This window comes from Streptomyces sp. NPDC040610 (assembly GCF_055594065.1).
Window position 1 is genome coordinate 276,015 of sequence record NZ_JBVIXA010000009.1, and the last position, 15,470, is coordinate 291,484.

11 protein-coding genes and 1 riboswitch are annotated in these 15,470 nt (G+C 72.2%); of the genes, 2 read left to right on the forward strand and 9 right to left on the reverse strand.

What is annotated here, in order from left to right:
* Positions 1 to 35: 35 nt before the first annotated feature.
* The 4 genes from ACZ6AA_RS28850 to ACZ6AA_RS28865 all read right to left on the reverse strand — a co-directional run bounded on the left by ACZ6AA_RS28850 (position 36) and on the right by ACZ6AA_RS28865 (position 5,644).
* A complete protein-coding gene (locus ACZ6AA_RS28850) occupies positions 36 to 695 on the reverse strand; it encodes a thymidine kinase (RefSeq protein ID WP_468456171.1) in 660 nt (219 codons plus the stop codon).
* A gap of 92 nt (positions 696 to 787) precedes the next feature.
* Positions 788 to 2,017 (reverse strand): alkaline phosphatase family protein, encoded by a 1,230-nt coding sequence (locus tag ACZ6AA_RS28855; RefSeq protein WP_471460742.1) that lies wholly within the window; start codon positions 2,015 to 2,017, stop codon positions 788 to 790.
* The gene (locus ACZ6AA_RS28860; protein WP_380860305.1) at positions 2,017 to 2,613 is read right to left on the reverse strand and encodes a DUF5998 family protein; all 597 of its coding nucleotides are present in this window, start codon (positions 2,611 to 2,613) and stop codon (positions 2,017 to 2,019) included. Before ACZ6AA_RS28860 ends, ACZ6AA_RS28855 begins: the two co-directional genes overlap by 1 nt.
* A gap of 118 nt (positions 2,614 to 2,731) precedes the next feature.
* Positions 2,732 to 5,644 carry a bifunctional acetate--CoA ligase family protein/GNAT family N-acetyltransferase gene (locus ACZ6AA_RS28865; protein WP_471460743.1) on the reverse strand — a complete coding sequence of 971 codons (2,913 nt, stop codon included), beginning with the start codon at positions 5,642 to 5,644 and terminating at the stop codon, positions 2,732 to 2,734.
* Positions 5,645 to 5,823: 179 nt separating this feature from the next.
* Here ACZ6AA_RS28865 and ACZ6AA_RS28870 point away from each other — a divergent pair, with 179 nt between their 5' ends.
* Complete coding sequence (locus ACZ6AA_RS28870) at positions 5,824 to 6,105, forward strand: HPr family phosphocarrier protein (RefSeq protein ID WP_030357341.1); 282 nt, start codon at positions 5,824 to 5,826, stop codon at positions 6,103 to 6,105.
* Between the two features lie 242 nt (positions 6,106 to 6,347).
* Here ACZ6AA_RS28870 and ACZ6AA_RS28875 read toward each other — a convergent pair whose 3' ends face one another.
* The 4 genes from ACZ6AA_RS28875 to ACZ6AA_RS28890 form a co-directional block, all read right to left on the reverse strand.
* The gene (locus tag ACZ6AA_RS28875) at positions 6,348 to 7,034 is read right to left on the reverse strand and encodes a GntR family transcriptional regulator (RefSeq protein ID WP_468456177.1); all 687 of its coding nucleotides are present in this window, start codon (positions 7,032 to 7,034) and stop codon (positions 6,348 to 6,350) included.
* Between the two features lie 297 nt (positions 7,035 to 7,331).
* Positions 7,332 to 8,159 carry a M23 family metallopeptidase gene (locus tag ACZ6AA_RS28880; RefSeq protein WP_468456179.1) on the reverse strand — a complete coding sequence of 276 codons (828 nt, stop codon included), beginning with the start codon at positions 8,157 to 8,159 and terminating at the stop codon, positions 7,332 to 7,334.
* Between the two features lie 13 nt (positions 8,160 to 8,172).
* A riboswitch (cyclic di-AMP (ydaO/yuaA leader) is annotated at positions 8,173 to 8,334 on the reverse strand.
* A 261-nt stretch (positions 8,335 to 8,595) separates the two neighbouring features.
* Positions 8,596 to 9,981: a M16 family metallopeptidase gene (locus ACZ6AA_RS28885; protein WP_471460744.1), complete on the reverse strand. Its 1,386-nt coding sequence runs from the start codon at positions 9,979 to 9,981 to the stop codon at positions 8,596 to 8,598.
* Positions 9,978 to 11,339, reverse strand: coding sequence for a M16 family metallopeptidase (locus tag ACZ6AA_RS28890; RefSeq protein WP_468456376.1), 1,362 nt, complete (start codon positions 11,337 to 11,339; stop codon positions 9,978 to 9,980). The genes ACZ6AA_RS28885 and ACZ6AA_RS28890 overlap by 4 nt, the downstream gene beginning before the upstream one ends.
* A gap of 418 nt (positions 11,340 to 11,757) precedes the next feature.
* Here ACZ6AA_RS28890 and ACZ6AA_RS28895 point away from each other — a divergent pair, with 418 nt between their 5' ends.
* On the forward strand, positions 11,758 to 14,211 hold the full coding sequence (locus ACZ6AA_RS28895) for a DNA gyrase/topoisomerase IV subunit A (RefSeq protein ID WP_468483106.1): 2,454 nt from the start codon (positions 11,758 to 11,760) through the stop codon (positions 14,209 to 14,211).
* Here the strand turns inward: ACZ6AA_RS28895 and ACZ6AA_RS28900 are convergent, their stop codons facing one another.
* Entirely contained in the window at positions 14,212 to 15,444 is a 1,233-nt protein-coding gene (locus ACZ6AA_RS28900) for a CobW family GTP-binding protein (RefSeq protein ID WP_471460745.1), read from the reverse strand.
* Positions 15,445 to 15,470: the final 26 nt, after the last annotated feature.

Genomic DNA, 15,470 nt, shown 5'->3' on the forward strand with positions numbered 1-15,470 from the left:
GGCCCTCCGGGGTGCGCGGGACGGCTCCAGGGCGGCTAGGACCGCTCCAGGGTGTCGACCGGCAGCACGTCGGGGGACAGCGCGCCCGCGCGCGCGGAGGCCGCCGTCATGCGGCGCCGGTAGTGACGGCGGCACAGCACCTCGTAGCCCACCTTGTCGGACGCCTGGTTGACGTCGCCGACGACGACCTGGGCTCCCTCGACGACCATCTGGCCACCGCTGGTGCGGGCGTTGTGGGTGGCGCGGGCGCCGCACCAGCACAGGGCCTCGACCTGGAGGACCTCGACGCGGTCGGCGAGTTCGACCAGACGCTGGGAGCCGGGGAACAGCTTGGAGCGGAAGTCGGTGGTGATGCCGAACGCGAAGACGTCCACGCCCAGATCGTCGACCACGCGCGCGAGCTGGTCGATCTGCTCGGGAGCGAGGAACTGCGCCTCGTCGGCGATCACGTAGTCGGCGCGGGCACCGCGCGAGAGGTGGTCGACGAGGTAGGCGTAGATGTCGAGGTCGTCGGCCACCTCGATGGCCTCCGTGACCAGGCCGAGCCGCGAGGAGAGCTTGCCCTCCCCCGCCCGGTCGTTGCGCGCGAAGATCATGCCCTGCAGGCCGCGTGCCGAGCGGTTGTGCTCGATCTGCAGCGCGAGGGTGCTCTTCCCGCAGTCCATCGTTCCGGAGAAGAACACCAGCTCAGGCATGGGGGGTTGAGCGCCTTTCGGTGGGTGCGCGAGGAAGCGCGCGGGGGCGTGCGAAGTGGGGTGCCGTCGGTGACGTACACGTCAAGAAGCAGCTAGGAGCGTACTTCGAGGAGCGGTACGAGTTGTTCGGCGGGGGTCATCGAGCCGTGGTTGCCGACCATCGCGGACTCCCTGGGCTCCTTCTGGGAGGCGGTGATGAGGACGTCGGCGTGGGCGGCGGCGACGACGTCCCCGATGCGTCCGTGGACGCGTTCGTCGACGCGCGGGCCGAACCAGCCCGCCGCGATCGCCTCCTCCCGGCTCGCCACCCAGAACTGCTCGCCGAGGACCTCGCGCCAGACGGTGAGGACGTCGGCCTCGGCTCCGGGGACTGCGTAGACGTGCCGGGCGCGGCCCTCGCCGCCGAGCAGGGCGACTCCGGCGCGCAGCTCCCAGTCCTCGTCGAAGTCGATGCGGGAGGCCTCGTCGAAGGGGATGTCGAGCATGCCGTGGTCGGCGGTGACGTACAGGGCGCTGCGCGGCGGGAGCTGCTCGGCGAGGCGCTGGACGAGCCGGTCGACGTACATGAGCTGGCCGCGCCAGGCGTCGGAGTCGACGCCGAAGCGGTGGCCCTTGCCGTCGACTTCGGCGTAGTACGTGTAGACCAGGGTCCGGTCGGCGGCGGCGAGCTGCTCGGCCGCGAGGTCCATGCGGTCCTCGCCGGAGAGGCGGCCGCGGAAGGTGCCGCCGCTCAGGGCGACCTTGGTGAGCGGGGTGTGCTCGAAGGTCGGCGAGGACACCTGGGCGGTGTGGATGCCCGCGTCGTGGGCGCGCTGGAAGATCGTCGGGTACGGCTGCCAGGCGTGCGGGTCGGTCCAGGGCTTCCAGCGGAGCTGGTTCATCAGCTCGCCGCTGTCGGGGTTGCGGACCGTGTACCCGGGCAGGCCGTGCGCGCCGGGCGGCAGGCCGGTGCCCACGGAGGCCAGGGAGGTCGCCGTGGTGGCCGGGAAGCCCGCGGTGATGGGGCGGCCGGTGCCGCCGCGCGAGGAGCCGAGCAGCGAGGTCAGGAAGGGGGCTTCGGCGGGGTGGGCGCGCAGCTGCTCCCAGCCGAGGCCGTCGATCAGGAAGACGCAGTTCCGGTCGGCGGGGGCCAGCTCGGGGATGAGCGGGGCGAAGCCGTCCACTTCCTGGTGGGCGACCAGGGTGGGCAGCACGTCGGCGAGCGATCCCGTGCCGTACGCGGGCAGGGGCGCGGAGTCGAGGGCGAGCGGCTGGATGTCGTCCCAGGCGGCGGGCACGGAGCGCCCTCCGCCAGGGGCGGCGGCGGCAGACGGGTGGGACATCAGCGGCCGGTGTCCGTGCCGGCCGCGGTGGCCTCGGAGAGGGCCTGGGCGAAGGCGAGGGTCTGGCGGACGGTGTCGGGGCCGTCGCCCGCCTCGCTGACCCGCAGGCTCAGGTCGTCGGCGGTGGAGCTGCCCGTGTAGCCGTGGTCGGCCTCGCAGTTGGGGTCGCCGCAGGCGGCGGGCTCCAGGTCGATGCGGGAGACGGCGCCCCAGCCGATGGTCAGGACGACCTCGCGGGGCAGCGATCCCGGAACGTACTTCTCCGGGTTGGCGACGACGCGGCTGACGACCACGGACGAGATCCGGCCGATCTTCACGGACTCGGTGGAGGTGGTGGCGTACGGCGTCGGGGACGTGGAGTCGGCCGCCTGCTCGTCGGTGTGGCTGACGATGAAACGGGTGTCCGTGAGGACGAGGACCGTCACATGGCGACGGACCTCGTTCGCGTCGAACGTGGTCTCCTGGTGGACCAGATACGACCCGATGGTCTCGCCGCCGATCGCGGCCTCCACCGCCTCGGCCACGAGGGCCGGGTAGTAGCCGCTGCGCTCGATCGCCGCGCGCAGCCCCTGGGTCGTCGTACCGGTCTTTGCCATGCCGCCCATCCTACGGCCCGGCGCCTGGCCCAAGGTGCCCAGTGGCCGCGCGGGCACCCCCTGTGCGCACTCGTCGGCCACGCGCGCGGGGCGTCGGCGGGGCCACGGGCGCGCGCCGTCAGTACGCGGGCAGGGTGCGCGGGCCCAGGTCGTCGCGGGCAGGGGGCGGGGCGAGGCGGACGGCCGCGCTGAGTACGGAAAGCCCTTCCTGGGCGACGACCACCGGCTCCAGTGAGACGGTGACCACTTCGGGGTGGTCGTCGACGAGCCGCGAGACGCGCATCAGGAGCTCTTCGAGGGCGGGGGTGTCCACGGGGGCCGAGCCGCGCCAGCCGAACAGGAGGGGCGCCGTCCGGATCGACCGGACGAGGGTGCCCGCGTCCCGGTCGGTGACCGGAATCAGTCGGTGGGCGGTGTCGCCGAGCAGCTCGGAGGCCGCTCCGGCGAGCCCGAAGGACAGCACGGCACCGGCGACGGGGTCGTGGCCCGCGCGCACGACGGTGTCCACGCCGCGGGCCACCATGGCCTGGACGACGGGGCGCAGCTCGGCGGGCCTGCCGAGGGTGTGGGTCAGCTCCCGGTAGGCGCGCCGCAGTTGTTCCTCGTCGGCGAGGTCGAGGCGGACGCCGCCGAGGTCGGGGCGGTGACGCAGGTGGGGCGCGGTGGTCTTGAGGGCGACGGGGTAGCCCGCCTCGCGCGCGGCCCGGACGGCGGTGTCGGCGTCGGGGGCGGGCAGGGCCCTGCGCACACCGATGCCGTACCGCGCGAGCAGGTCGTGGGCGTCGTCGGCGTCGAGGGTGATGCCACGGACGTCGTCGGCCTTGGCCAGGAGGCGCTCGATCAGTTCGCCCGCGCCCTGTTCGTCGATGTCGTCGTACTCGGGCACCTTGCCGGGCTCGGCGATGTCCCGCCGCCACTGGGCGTACTTGACGGCCTCGGCGAGGGCACGGACGGCGCGTTCGGCCGCGGGGTAGGCGGGGATGCGGTGGTGGGGCGGGGGGTCGGCCGGGGGGGTGGGGTTCGGGGGGTCGGCCGGGGGTGGAGGCGGGCCGGGGGCGGCTTGCGGGCGCGGGCGGTCGGACGGGCGGGGCGGGACTGCCTGGTCCCCCTGGTCCCCCTGGTCCCCCTGGTCCCCCTGGTCCACGATCGCCGCCGCCCGCGGCCCCGTGCTCGCCGCGGCGGACAGGGCCTTGGCCAGGCCGCCCAGCTCCACGTGGACGACCGTGACCGGCTTCGTGGGGCAGCTCGCGGCGGCGGCGCGCAGGGCCGCCGCCAGGGACTTGTCCTCGCCCTGGCGGGTGGACTCGCCGAGGGACGGGATGACGGTGACGACGACCGCGTCACAGCCCTCGTCGGCCAGCGCGGCCGCGAGCGCGGTGCGGAAGTCGTCCGGGGACGCGGCGGTCGTCAGGTCGAGGGGGGGCAGCGGCCGCAGGCCTTCGGCGACGCAGGCGTCGTACGTGAGCAGGCCGAGCGACTCGGAGTTGCCGAGGATGGCGACGCGGGGTCCGGCGGGCAGCGGCTGCCCCGAGAGGAGCAGTCCGGCGTCGACGAGTTCGGTGACGGTGTCCACGCGGATCACCCCGGCCTGCCGGAGCAGCGCCGACACGGTGGCGTGCGGGAGGCGGGTGGCGGCGCCCGCGTGGCCGGTCGGCGCGATGCCGCTGTGCCGGGCGCCCTGGACGACGACGAGGGGCTTCACGGCGGCGGTGCGGCGGGCGAGGCGGGTGAACTTCCGGGGGTTGCCGATCGATTCGAGGTACATCAGGGCGACGTCGGTGTCCGGGTCGTCGTACCAGTACTGGAGTACGTCGTTGCCGGAGACGTCCGCGCGGTTGCCGGTGCTCACACACGTGGACAGGCCCCACAGGCCCGAGCCGCGGCGGTGCAGCCGGGACAGGAGGGCGATGCCGATGGCGCCCGACTGGGTGAACAGGCCGAGGCGTCCGGCGGGCGGCAGCTCGGGCGCCAGGGAGGCGTTGAGGCGGGTCTCCGGAGAGGTGTTGATGACTCCGAAGGCGTTGGGTCCGATGATGCGCATCCCGTAGGAGCGTGCTTGGCGGACGAGTTCACGCTGCCGTTCGCGTCCTTCGGGGCCGCTCTCGGCGTATCCGGCGGAGATGACGACGAGCCCCTGGACGCCGTGTTCGCCGCAGTCGGCGACGGCCTCGGGGACGCGTTCGGCGGGGACGGCGACGACGGCCAGGTCGACGGGTTCGGCGATGTCGCGCACGGAGCGGTGGGCGGGCACACCGTCGATGTCGGTGGCCCCTTCGGGGAGGGCGCTGTTCACGGCGTACAGACGGCCGGTGAAACCCGCGCCCAGGACGTTGCGCAGAACGCCCCGGCCGACGCCGTCCGGGGCGCGGCCCACTCCGATGACGGCGACGGATCCGGGCGCGAGGAGGCGCTGCACGGAGCGCGCCTCGGCACGCTGTTCACGGGCGCGCTGGACGGCGAGGGAGCGGTCGGTGGGCTCCAGGTCGAGTTCCAGGCGTACGACGCCGTCCTCGAAGCTGCGCTGCTGCTGATAGCCGGCGTCCGTGAAGACCTTGACCATCTTGGTGTTGGCGGGCAGGACCTCGGCGGCGAAGCGGCGGATGTCGCGCTCGCGGGCGACGGCCGCGATGTGTTCGAGGAGCGCGGAGGCGACGCCGCGGCCCTGGTGGGCGTCCTGGACGAGGAAGGCGACCTCGGCCTCGTCGGCGGGCGCGGAGGCGGGGCGGCCCTGGGCGTCGATGCGGTCGAAGCGGACGGTCGCGATGAACTCGCCGCCCACGGTGGCCGCGAGTCCCACCCGGTCCACCTGGTCGTGATGGGTGAAGCGGTGCACGTCCTTGGCGGACAGGCGGGGGTACGGCGCGAAGAAGCGGTAGTACTTCGACTCGTCGGAGACCTGCTCGAAGAAGCTGACCAGGCGGTCGGCGTCTTCGGCGGTGATGGGCCTGATCCGGGCCGTGCCCCCGTCCCGCAGCACCACGTCGGCCTCCCAGTGGGAGGGGTAGGGGTGCCGGTCCGGCGGGGTCTGCATGGGGCCAGGGTACGGGTCGCGCGGCCGCCCGGGCCGGGGCAGTGTAGGAGTGGTCGAAGGGCGGCCGGGTAGGGGCCGTACGTCCGTGGTGCGAGGTGACGGGCGTCCGGCGGGAGCATTCAGGTCGGCATGAGATAGTGGTCTAGACAAGTGTGAGACACCTGGAAGGGCAGCAACACATGGCTGAGCGCCGCGTCAACGTCGGCTGGGCCGAGGGCCTCCACGCCCGGCCCGCCTCCATCTTCGTCCGCGCGGCCACGGCCGCCGGCGTCCCCGTGACGATCGCCAAGGCCGGCGGCAACCCGGTCAACGCCGCCTCCATGCTCGGGGTGCTCGGTCTGGGTGCGCAGGGCGGCGAGGAGATCGTGCTCGCTTCGGACGCCGAGGGTGCGGATGCCGCTCTCGACCGCCTGGCGAAGCTGGTCGCCGAGGGGCTCGAGGAGCTTCCCGAGACCGTCTAGTACGCCTGGCGCTCTGTACGCAGAGAACGCCGCCCGGCACTACGCGAGAGGTCCGTCCTGAATCCAGGGCGGACCTTTTGCGTATCCGGCACATCTCATGACGTATATGAGGCCGCACGCCGCTGATTATTCGGCCGCGCATCCCACGCGCATTTCGACGCATATCTGAAGTCGAAAAATCGAAATACGGACAGCGGAAATGCCACCCGGGAACACGTCTCTCTTTGTATACGGCGTCGCCGTTAATTCCGGACGCTCACCGTGTTGACGGCATGTTGCGAAGCCCTCACACGCCCTCCGCGCTGGCCGGTCCGGGGCCGGTGGGCCGCGGTGGCCCGTTCGGCGTGCAGCACGGTCAGCGCACGGGCCCGCTCCGCGTCGCCGCGGGCCACGGCGTCGACGACGGCGGCGCGCTCGGCCCAGGTCTGCGCGGGGGCGGCCTGGGGCTCCGTGACGTACATCCAGGCGATCTTGTGGCGGAGCTGGGTGAGCAGGGTGATCAGGCCGGGGCTCGATGAGGCCTGCGTGAGCGTCTCGTGGAACCAGCCGTCGAGCGAGCGGAGGTCCTCGGTGCCGCCGCGCCGGGAGCGCTCCTTGCCGAGCCGGACGAGCCCGCGCAGGACCTTCAGATGGGCGTCTGTGCGGCGCTGGGCGGCCCTGGCGGCCGCCAGGGGCTCCAGGAGCGCGCGGATCTCCAGGAGGTCGGCGGCGTCCTGCTCGGTGGGCTCAGCGACACAGGCGCCCGCGTGCCTGCGGGTGACGACGAAGCCCTCGGCCTCCAGCGTGCGCAGGGCCTCGCGCACGGGGACGCGGGAGACGCCGTAGCGGCGGGCGAGCAGTTCCTCGGTGAGGCGCGTGCCGCGCTCGTAGACACCGGAGACGATGTCGTCCCGGATGGCCGTGCATACCGAGTGCGCGGGAATGCGCATGACGGACCTCCGCTTTAATGCCCGCGAAACGCGTCGGTCGGCGCGTCGGCCGACGCGTCGAATGGCGCTCGTTCAACGACTCCATGGACCCTGCCGCCATGAACTCTATTGCAGAAGGCAGGATTTTCCGACGGGAGACCGGAATCCATGGATATCTTTTGGCCAAAGGGGCGTGCATACGCATGAAAGCCCCGGCTCGGGTGAGCCGGGGCTTTCATGCGTCAGGGAGGGTCCCGACATCAGGATCCGGACGTTGACGCCGGGATGAAGTCGGGATGCGGACGTCTGCGTCGGGAATCAGACGTTGACGCCGTGCGAGCGGAGGTACGCCACGGGGTCGATGTCGGAGCCGTAGTCCGCGCCGGTGCGGGCCTCGAAGTGCAGGTGCGGGCCGCTGGAGTTGCCGGTCGAGCCGGAGAGGCCGATCTGCTGGCCCGGGGTGACCGTCTGGCCGACCGTGACGCTGAGGGACGACATGTGGCCGTACTGCGTGTACGTGCCGTCGTTGTGGCGGATCACGACGTTGTTGCCGTAGGCGCCGCCCCAGCCGGCCTCGACGACGGTGCCCGCGGCGACCGCCTGGACCTGGGTGCCGGACGCGGCGTGGAAGTCGACACCGGTGTGGCTGCCGGAGGACCACATGGCGCCGCCGGTCTTGTAGCCGGTGGAGACGTAGCTGCCGTCGATCGGCGAGACGTAGGAGCCCAGGCGCTTGCGCTCGGCCTCGCGGGCGGCGCGCTCCTTGGCCTCGCGCTCCTTCTGGGCCTTCACCTTCGCGGCGGCCTCGGCCTTCCGCTTGGCCTCGGCGGCCTTGCGCTTGGCCTCAGCGGCCTGGGCCCGGGCCTCGGCCTCGGCCTTCTTCTGGGCCTCCGCCTCGGCGGCGGCGTGCTTCTGCGCGGCGGCCTGGGCGTCGATCTCGCCGGCCAGGGAGTCGCCGACGGAGATGGACTGGGTGAGGCCGGTGTGCGCGTACTCCGCGGAGCTGCCTTCGGCGGCGAGGGCCGGCGCGGCCAGGCCCGAGATGACTCCGGTGGTGGTGAGCGCGGCGACGCCCGCGGCGCTTGCGGTCGTGCGCGAGATGCGGCTCGGACGGCGGTGCTTGCCGGTCGGGCGGGTGAACGCCATGAAGCGGCTGATCCTTTCCTTCCTTCTCGCCTACCGGGTTAGCTGACGGGTTCGGAGCAGGAAGGTCTCCTACGGGCTCCTCGCCTCGCGGCAAGGGGTCCGATTCACCCCAGGGGACGTGTGGGTCCCCGGCTCCCCTGGCTCGCGCCGTACGGGGACTCGGCGATGGCTGTCCGGTGCCGCGGACGCGGCGTACTGCCTGACGGACAGCCGGACCGACGCTAAACGCCTCATCTTTCAATCGACAAACGAATCAGGCCTTTTGTAGCGCACGCCACAGGCCAGACGAGCAACCTCCATGTCAATTCGGACATATGGCGGCATGCAGGGACCCCAGCGGCTTCCTGAGCCACTGGGGTCCCTGTTCTCACGAGGCGTTGATACCGCTATGTCCAGCTTTACGGCAGCGGCGGCCTCGATCCGTCCCGTCCGGCAATCAGCCGGTGACCACCGTCACTTCACCGATACCGAGCGCCTTCACGGGCTCCTCGATCTGCGCGGCGTCGCCCACGAGGACCGTCACCAGACGGTCGTCCGGGAAGGCGCTCACGACGGCCGCGGTGGCCTCCACGGTGCCCGTCTGCGCCAACTGGCGGTACAGCTGCGCCTGGAAGTCGTCCGGCAGGTGCTGCTCGACCTGGTCGGCGAGGGTGGCGGCGACGGCCGCCGCCGTCTCGTACTTCAACGGGGCGACGCCGACCAGGTTCTGCACGGCGACATCGCGCTCGGGGTCCGTCAGGCCCTCCGCGGCGAGCGTGCGCAGAACCTTCCAGAGGTCGTCCAGGGCCGGGCCCGTGTTGGGGGTGTCCACGGAGCCGCTGATGGCGAGCATCGCGGCGCCCGTCCCGTCCGGGGCGGAGCGAAGGACCTGGGCGAAGGCGCGCACTCCGTAGGTGTAGCCCTTCTCCTCGCGCAGGACGCGGTCCAGGCGCGAGGTGAGGGTGCCGCCCAGGCAGTACGTGCCGAGGACCTGCGCGGACCACACGCGGTCGTGCCGGTCCGGGCCGACGCGGCCGATGAGCAGCTGCGTCTGGACGGCACCGGGGCGGTCCACGATGACGACGCGGCCGCGGTCGTCGGCGGTCACCGGGGGCACCGGGCGCGGCTCGGCCGCCCCGCCGGTCCAGGCGCCGAGGGTGTCGGCGAGGACGGCGTCCAGGTCGATGCCGGTGAGGTCGCCGACCACGACGGCGGTGGCCGTGGCGGGGCGGACGTGCCTTTCGTAGAAGGCGCGGACGGCCGCCGAGTCGATGGCGGAGACCGTCTCCTCCGTGCCCTGGCGCGGGCGCGACATGCGCGAGGACGCCGGGAAGAGCTCCTTGGAGAGCTCCTTGGCGGCGCGGCGCGCCGGGTTGGCGGCCTCGTGCGGGATCTCGTCCAGGCGGTTGCGGACCAGGCGCTCGACCTCGCTGTCGGCGAACGCGGGCGCGCGCAGGGCGTCGGCGAGCAGGCCGAGGGCCTTGGGCAGGCGGGAGACGGGCACTTCCAGGGAGACCCGGACGCCGGGGTGGTCCGCGTGCGCGTCGAGCGTGGCGCCGCAGCGGTCGAGCTCGGCGGCGAACTCCTCCGCGGAGTGCTTGTCGGTGCCTTCGGAGAAGGCCCTCGCCATGATCGTGGCGACGCCGTCCAGGCCCTTGGGCTCGGCGTCCAGGGGGGCGTCGAGGTGGATCTCCACGGCGACGAGCTGCTGGCCGGGGCGGTCGCAGCGCAGCACCGTGAGGCCGTTGCCGAGCGCGCCGCGCTCGGGGGCCGGGAAGGCCCAGGGCCGGGCGGTGCCCGCCTGGGGCTGCGGGTGGAACTGCATCGTTGCGGCCTCGGTCACTTCGCCGCCTCCTCGTCTTCCTCGTCGGTGTCGGCGGCGTCGTCCGCGTCCACGGGGCCGGTGGGTTCGTACACCAGCACCGCGCGGTTGTCGGGGCGCAGGCGGGCCTTGGCGACCTCCTGGACCTCTTCGGCGGTGATGTCGAGGACGCGCTGGACGGCGGTGAGGGCGAGCTGGGGGTCACCGAACAGGACCGCGTACCGGCACAGTTCGTCCGCGCGGCCCGCGACCGTGCCGAGCCGGTCCAGCCACTCGCGCTCCAACTGGGCCTGGGCGCGCTCCATCTCCTCCGGGGTGGGGCCCTCCGCGGCGAACCGGGCCAGCTCCTCGTCGACGGCGGCCTCGATGACGGGGACCTCCACGTCGCCGGACGTCTTCACGTCGAGCCAGCCGAGGGAGGGCGCGCCGGCGAGGCGCAGCAGGCCGAACCCGGCGGTGACGGCGGTGCGGTCACGGCGCACGAGGCGGTTGTAGAGGCGCGAGGACTCGCCGCTGCCGAGGACCGTGAGCGCCAGGTCGGCCGCGTCGCTCGCGCGCGTGCCGTCCTCCGGGAGGCGGTAGGCGGCCATGAGGGCGCGCGCGGGGACCTCCTCCTCGACGACCTCGCGCAGTTCCTTGCCGATGCGCTCGGGCAGCGAGCCGTCGCGCGGGGGCTGCTTGCCGTCGTGCGAGGGGATGGAGCCGAAGTACTTCTCGACCCAGGCGAGCGTCTCGTCGGGGTCGATGTCCCCGACGACCGAGAGGACCGCGTTGTTGGGCGCGTAGTACGTACGGAAGAACTCGCGCGCGTCCTCGAGGGTGGCCGCGTCCAGGTCGGCCATGGAGCCGATGGGCGTGTGGTGGTACGGGTGGCCCTCGGGGTAGGACAGGGCGGTCAGCTTCTCGAAGGCCGTGCCGTAGGGAACGTTGTCGTAGCGCTGGCGGCGTTCGTTCTTGACGACGTCCCGCTGGTTCTCCATCGACTCCTCGTCGAGCGCCGACAGGAGCGAGCCCATGCGGTCGGCCTCCAGCCAGAGGGCGAGCTCCAGCTGGTGGGTCGGCATCGTCTCGAAGTAGTTGGTGCGCTCGAAGCTGGTGGTGCCGTTGAGCGAGCCGCCGGCGCCCTGCACCAGCTCGAAGTGACCGTTGCCGTGCACCTGCTTCGAACCCTGGAACATCAGGTGCTCGAAGAGGTGAGCCAGGCCCGTACGGCCCTTGACCTCGTGGCGGGAGCCGACGTCGTACCAGAGGCAGACCGCGGCGACCGGGGTCAGGTGGTCCTCGGAGAGCACCACGCGCAGGCCGTTGGCCAGCCGGTGCTCGGTCGCTGTCAGGCCGCCGGAGCCGGCCTCGGCTGTGGCCGTGTGACCCATGGGCATGTACGTCCCTTCGATCGCGAAATCCTCGATAAGTGCTGTCAAGTCCTGCCACTGTAAGCAAGGCCTCGGACCCCTGGCGAAGTTCCCGCTCCGCCCTCGGCGTAGTCGGGTTTCGCCCTCGGCGTGATCCGTCGCGGGTGCGGGTGCCGTCCGGCCGGGCGGGTGAGCGGCGGTGGCGGTGGGGTGGGTGGGGCGCGCGGGCGGTGTGGGTGCGCCGTGAGGGCGGTGCGGGCGCGGTGTGCGGACGGTGCGGGTGCGCCGTGGGGTCGGTGCGGACGGGGTCGGTACGGGTGCGGCGCGCGGTTGACGCCCGCTCGGGGCCCGCCCACCACCGGGTCGTGGTCGGCGTTGTCAGTGGGACAGTCCACAATGGTCGGCGTCAGATCCCGCACTTGTTGGTGAAGGAGCCGCAGCAGCGATGGCCCGCCGCAGCACGAAGACCCCGCCGCCCGACGACTCGTTCGAGGAGAAGATCCTCGACATCGACGTCGTCGACGAGATGCAGGGCTCCTTCCTCGAGTACGCCTACTCCGTCATCTACTCCCGCGCCCTGCCCGACGCCCGGGACGGCCTGAAGCCGGTGCACCGCCGCATCGTCTACCAGATGAACGAGATGGGCCTGCGCCCCGAGCGCGGCTATGTGAAGTGCGCCCGCGTCGTCGGCGAGGTCATGGGCAAGCTGCACCCCCACGGCGACGCGTCGATCTACGACGCCCTGGTGCGCATGGCGCAGCCGTTCTCCATGCGCCTCCCGCTGGTCGACGGCCACGGCAACTTCGGCTCCCTGGGCAACGACGACCCGCCCGCGGCGATGCGGTACACCGAATGCCGCATGGCCGACGCGACGTCCTTGATGACGGAGTCCATCGACGAGAACACGGTCGACTTCGAGCCGAACTACGACGGCCAGGAGCAGGAGCCGGTCGCGCTCCCCGCGGCGTATCCGAACCTCCTGGTGAACGGTTCCTCCGGCATCGCCGTCGGCATGGCGACGAACATGCCGCCGCACAACCTGGGCGAGGTCATCGCCGCGGCCCGGCACCTGATCAAGCACCCGGGCGCCGACCTCGACACGCTGATGCGGTTCATCCCGGGCCCCGACCTGCCCACGGGCGGCCGTATCGTCGGCCTGTCGGGCATCAAGGACGCGTACGAATCGGGGCGCGGCACCTTCAAGATGCGCGCCACGGTCGCCGTGGAGTCGGTGACCGCGCGCCGCAAGGGCCTGGTCGTCACGGAACTGCCCTTCTCCGTGGGCCCCGAGAAGGTCATCTCCAAGATCAAGGACCTGGTCGGCTCGAAGAAGCTGCAGGGCATCGCCGACGTCAAGGACCTCACCGACCGTCAGCACGGCCTGCGCCTGGTCATCGAGATCAAGAACGGCTTCGTCCCGGAGGCCGTCCTGGAGCAGCTGTACAAACTGACGCCGATGGAGGAGTCCTTCGGCATCAACAACGTCGCCCTGGTGGACGGCCAGCCACTCACGCTCGGCCTCAAGGAGCTCCTCGAGGTCTATCTCGACCACCGCTTCAACGTCGTGCGGCGCCGCAGCGAGTTCCGCCGCGGCAAGAAGCAGGCCCGGCTGCACCTGGTGGAGGGCCTGCTCGTCGCCCTCCTGGACATCGACGAGGTCATCCGCCTCATCCGCTCCAGCGAGAACTCCGCGCAGGCCAAGGAGCGCCTGATGGAGCACTTCTCGCTGAGCGAGGTCCAGACGCAGTACATCCTGGACACGCCGCTGCGCCGCCTCACCAAGTACGACCGCATCGAGCTGGAGTCCGAGCGCGACAAGCTGAAGGCGGAGATCGAGGAGCTGACGCGGATCCTGGAGTCCGACGCGGAGCTGCGCAAGCTGGTCTCCGCCGAACTGGCCGCCGTGGCCAAGAAGTTCGGCACGGACCGGCGCACGGTGCTCCTGGAGTCGGCGGGCGCGCCCGCGGCCGCGGTGCCGCTGCAGGTGGCGGACGACCCGTGCCGGGTGCTCCTGTCGTCGACGGGCCTGCTCGCGCGCACGGCCAACGGCGAGCCCTTCGGGGAGAGCGACGGCAAGCGCGTCAAGCACGACGTGATCGTCTCCGCGGTGCCCGCGACGGCGCGCGGCGAAGTGGGCGCGGTGACGTCCGAGGGGCGCCTGCTGCGGCTCTCCGTGGTGGACCTGCCGCAGCTTCCGGACACGGCTTCGGCACCCAACCTCTCCGGAGGGGCACCGGTCGCGGAGCTGCTCTCCCTGGAGGGGGACGAGAAGCTGATCTGCCTGATGACGCTGGACGAGTCCTCACCTGGCCTGGCGCTCGGCACCGAGCAGGGCGTCGTGAAGCGCGTGGTGCCCGACTATCCGTCCAACAAGGACGAGCTGGAGGTCATCACCCTCAAGGACGGCGACCGCATCGTCGGCGCGGCCGAGCTGCGCACGGGCGAGGAGGACCTGGTCTTCATCACGGACGACGCGCAGCTGCTGCGCTATCCGGCGGGGCAGGTCCGCCCGCAGGGCCGTCCTGCGGGCGGCATGGCGGGCATCAAGCTGGCGGACGGCGCGAAGGTCCTGTCCTTCACGGCGGTCGACCCGGCGGCGGACGCCGTGGTGTTCACGGTCGCGGGCTCGCGCGGCACGCTCGACGACTCGGTGCACACGACGGCCAAGGTCACACCGTTCGACCAGTATCCGCGCAAGGGCCGGGCGACGGGTGGCGTGCGCTGCCAGCGGCTTTTGAAGGGCGAGGACTGCCTGAGCTTCGCCTGGGCGGGCCCGACGCCGCCGCGCGCGGCCCAGCGCAACGGCCTTCCGGCGGAGCTGCCGGAGGTCGACCCGCGCCGGGACGGCTCCGGGGTGTCGCTGGCGAAGTCGGTGGCGGCGGTGGCGGGGCCGGCGTAGTCAGTCGTCGGAGCCGGGCTCGTACGAAGGGGGCTCGTACGGACTGGGGTCATCCGGACCGGGCTCGTCCGAGCCCGGCGCGGAGGGCGCGTCCGAGTCCGGCCCCGGGCCCGGCTCCACCTCCGGCTCCTGTACGTAGCGCAGGACGCCCCACATGCCGAACTCATCAGTGTGCGGGGCATCCTCGTCGTTCTCCCGGCACAGCGTCAGCTCCCCGTCCAGGGCCGCGACGTCTATGCCGGAGCCGATGAGGACGAGCTGGGTGAGCCGCTTCTCGCCGGGCTCCCACGGCTCGGGGTAGAAGCGCAGGAAGCGCCCCACGGAGTGCACCGCGTACCGGTTGCGGGCGTCGGCGGCGCCGAAGTCGACGTACCCCTTGATGCGGTACAGCCCCTCGGGCCTGCTGTCGAGGAAGGCCATCAGACGGCGCGGGTTGAGGGGCGCTTCGGAGGTGAAGGCGAGGCTTTCGTAGCCGGCGTGCAGGTGGTGGTGGGCGGGGTCGTCGCACCCGCAGGGAGCGTGGCCGTCGGCGTCGGGCCGGTCGGAGTCGAGCCCCTCCGCGTCGGGCCGGTCGGCCTGTTCGCCATGGTCGTGCAGGTCGTCGAAGGACAGCTGCCCGACGCGTTCCCCCACGGGCTTGCGGTCGAGCAGAAGCGCCACGTCGACGCGCCCGTACGAGGCGGAGACCACGGCCGCGCGGTCGGTGAGGCGGTGCACCTCGGCGAGGACACGCTCCCGCTCGGCGTCACTCACCCGGTCGGCCTTGTTGACGACGACGAGGTCGGCGATGCCCAGGTGCCGGTCGACCTCCGGATGCCGCTGCCTGGTGGCGTCGAACTCGGCGGCGTCGACGACCTCCACGAGACCGCCGTACACGATGTTCGGGTTCTCGCTGGCCAGCACCATCCGCATCAGCTCCTGCGGCTCGGCGAGCCCGCTGGCCTCGATGACGATGACGTCGATAAGAGCGTCCGGGCCGGCGAGCCGCTCCAGGTACTCGTCCAGCTCGCTGGCGTCCACGGCGCAGCACAGGCAGCCGTTGCCGAGCGAGACGGTGGAGTCGCCGAGCGCTCCGGCGACGGCCATGGCGTCGATCTCGATGGACCCGAAATCGTTGACGATCGCGCCGATCCGGCTGCCTCCGCTGCGGTGCAGCAGATGGTTCAGGAGTGTCGTCTTTCCGGAGCCCAAAAAGCCAGTGAGGACGACAACCGGAATCTGCTGCTCACGCACGTGCGGCCCCTCACGTCAACTCTCAT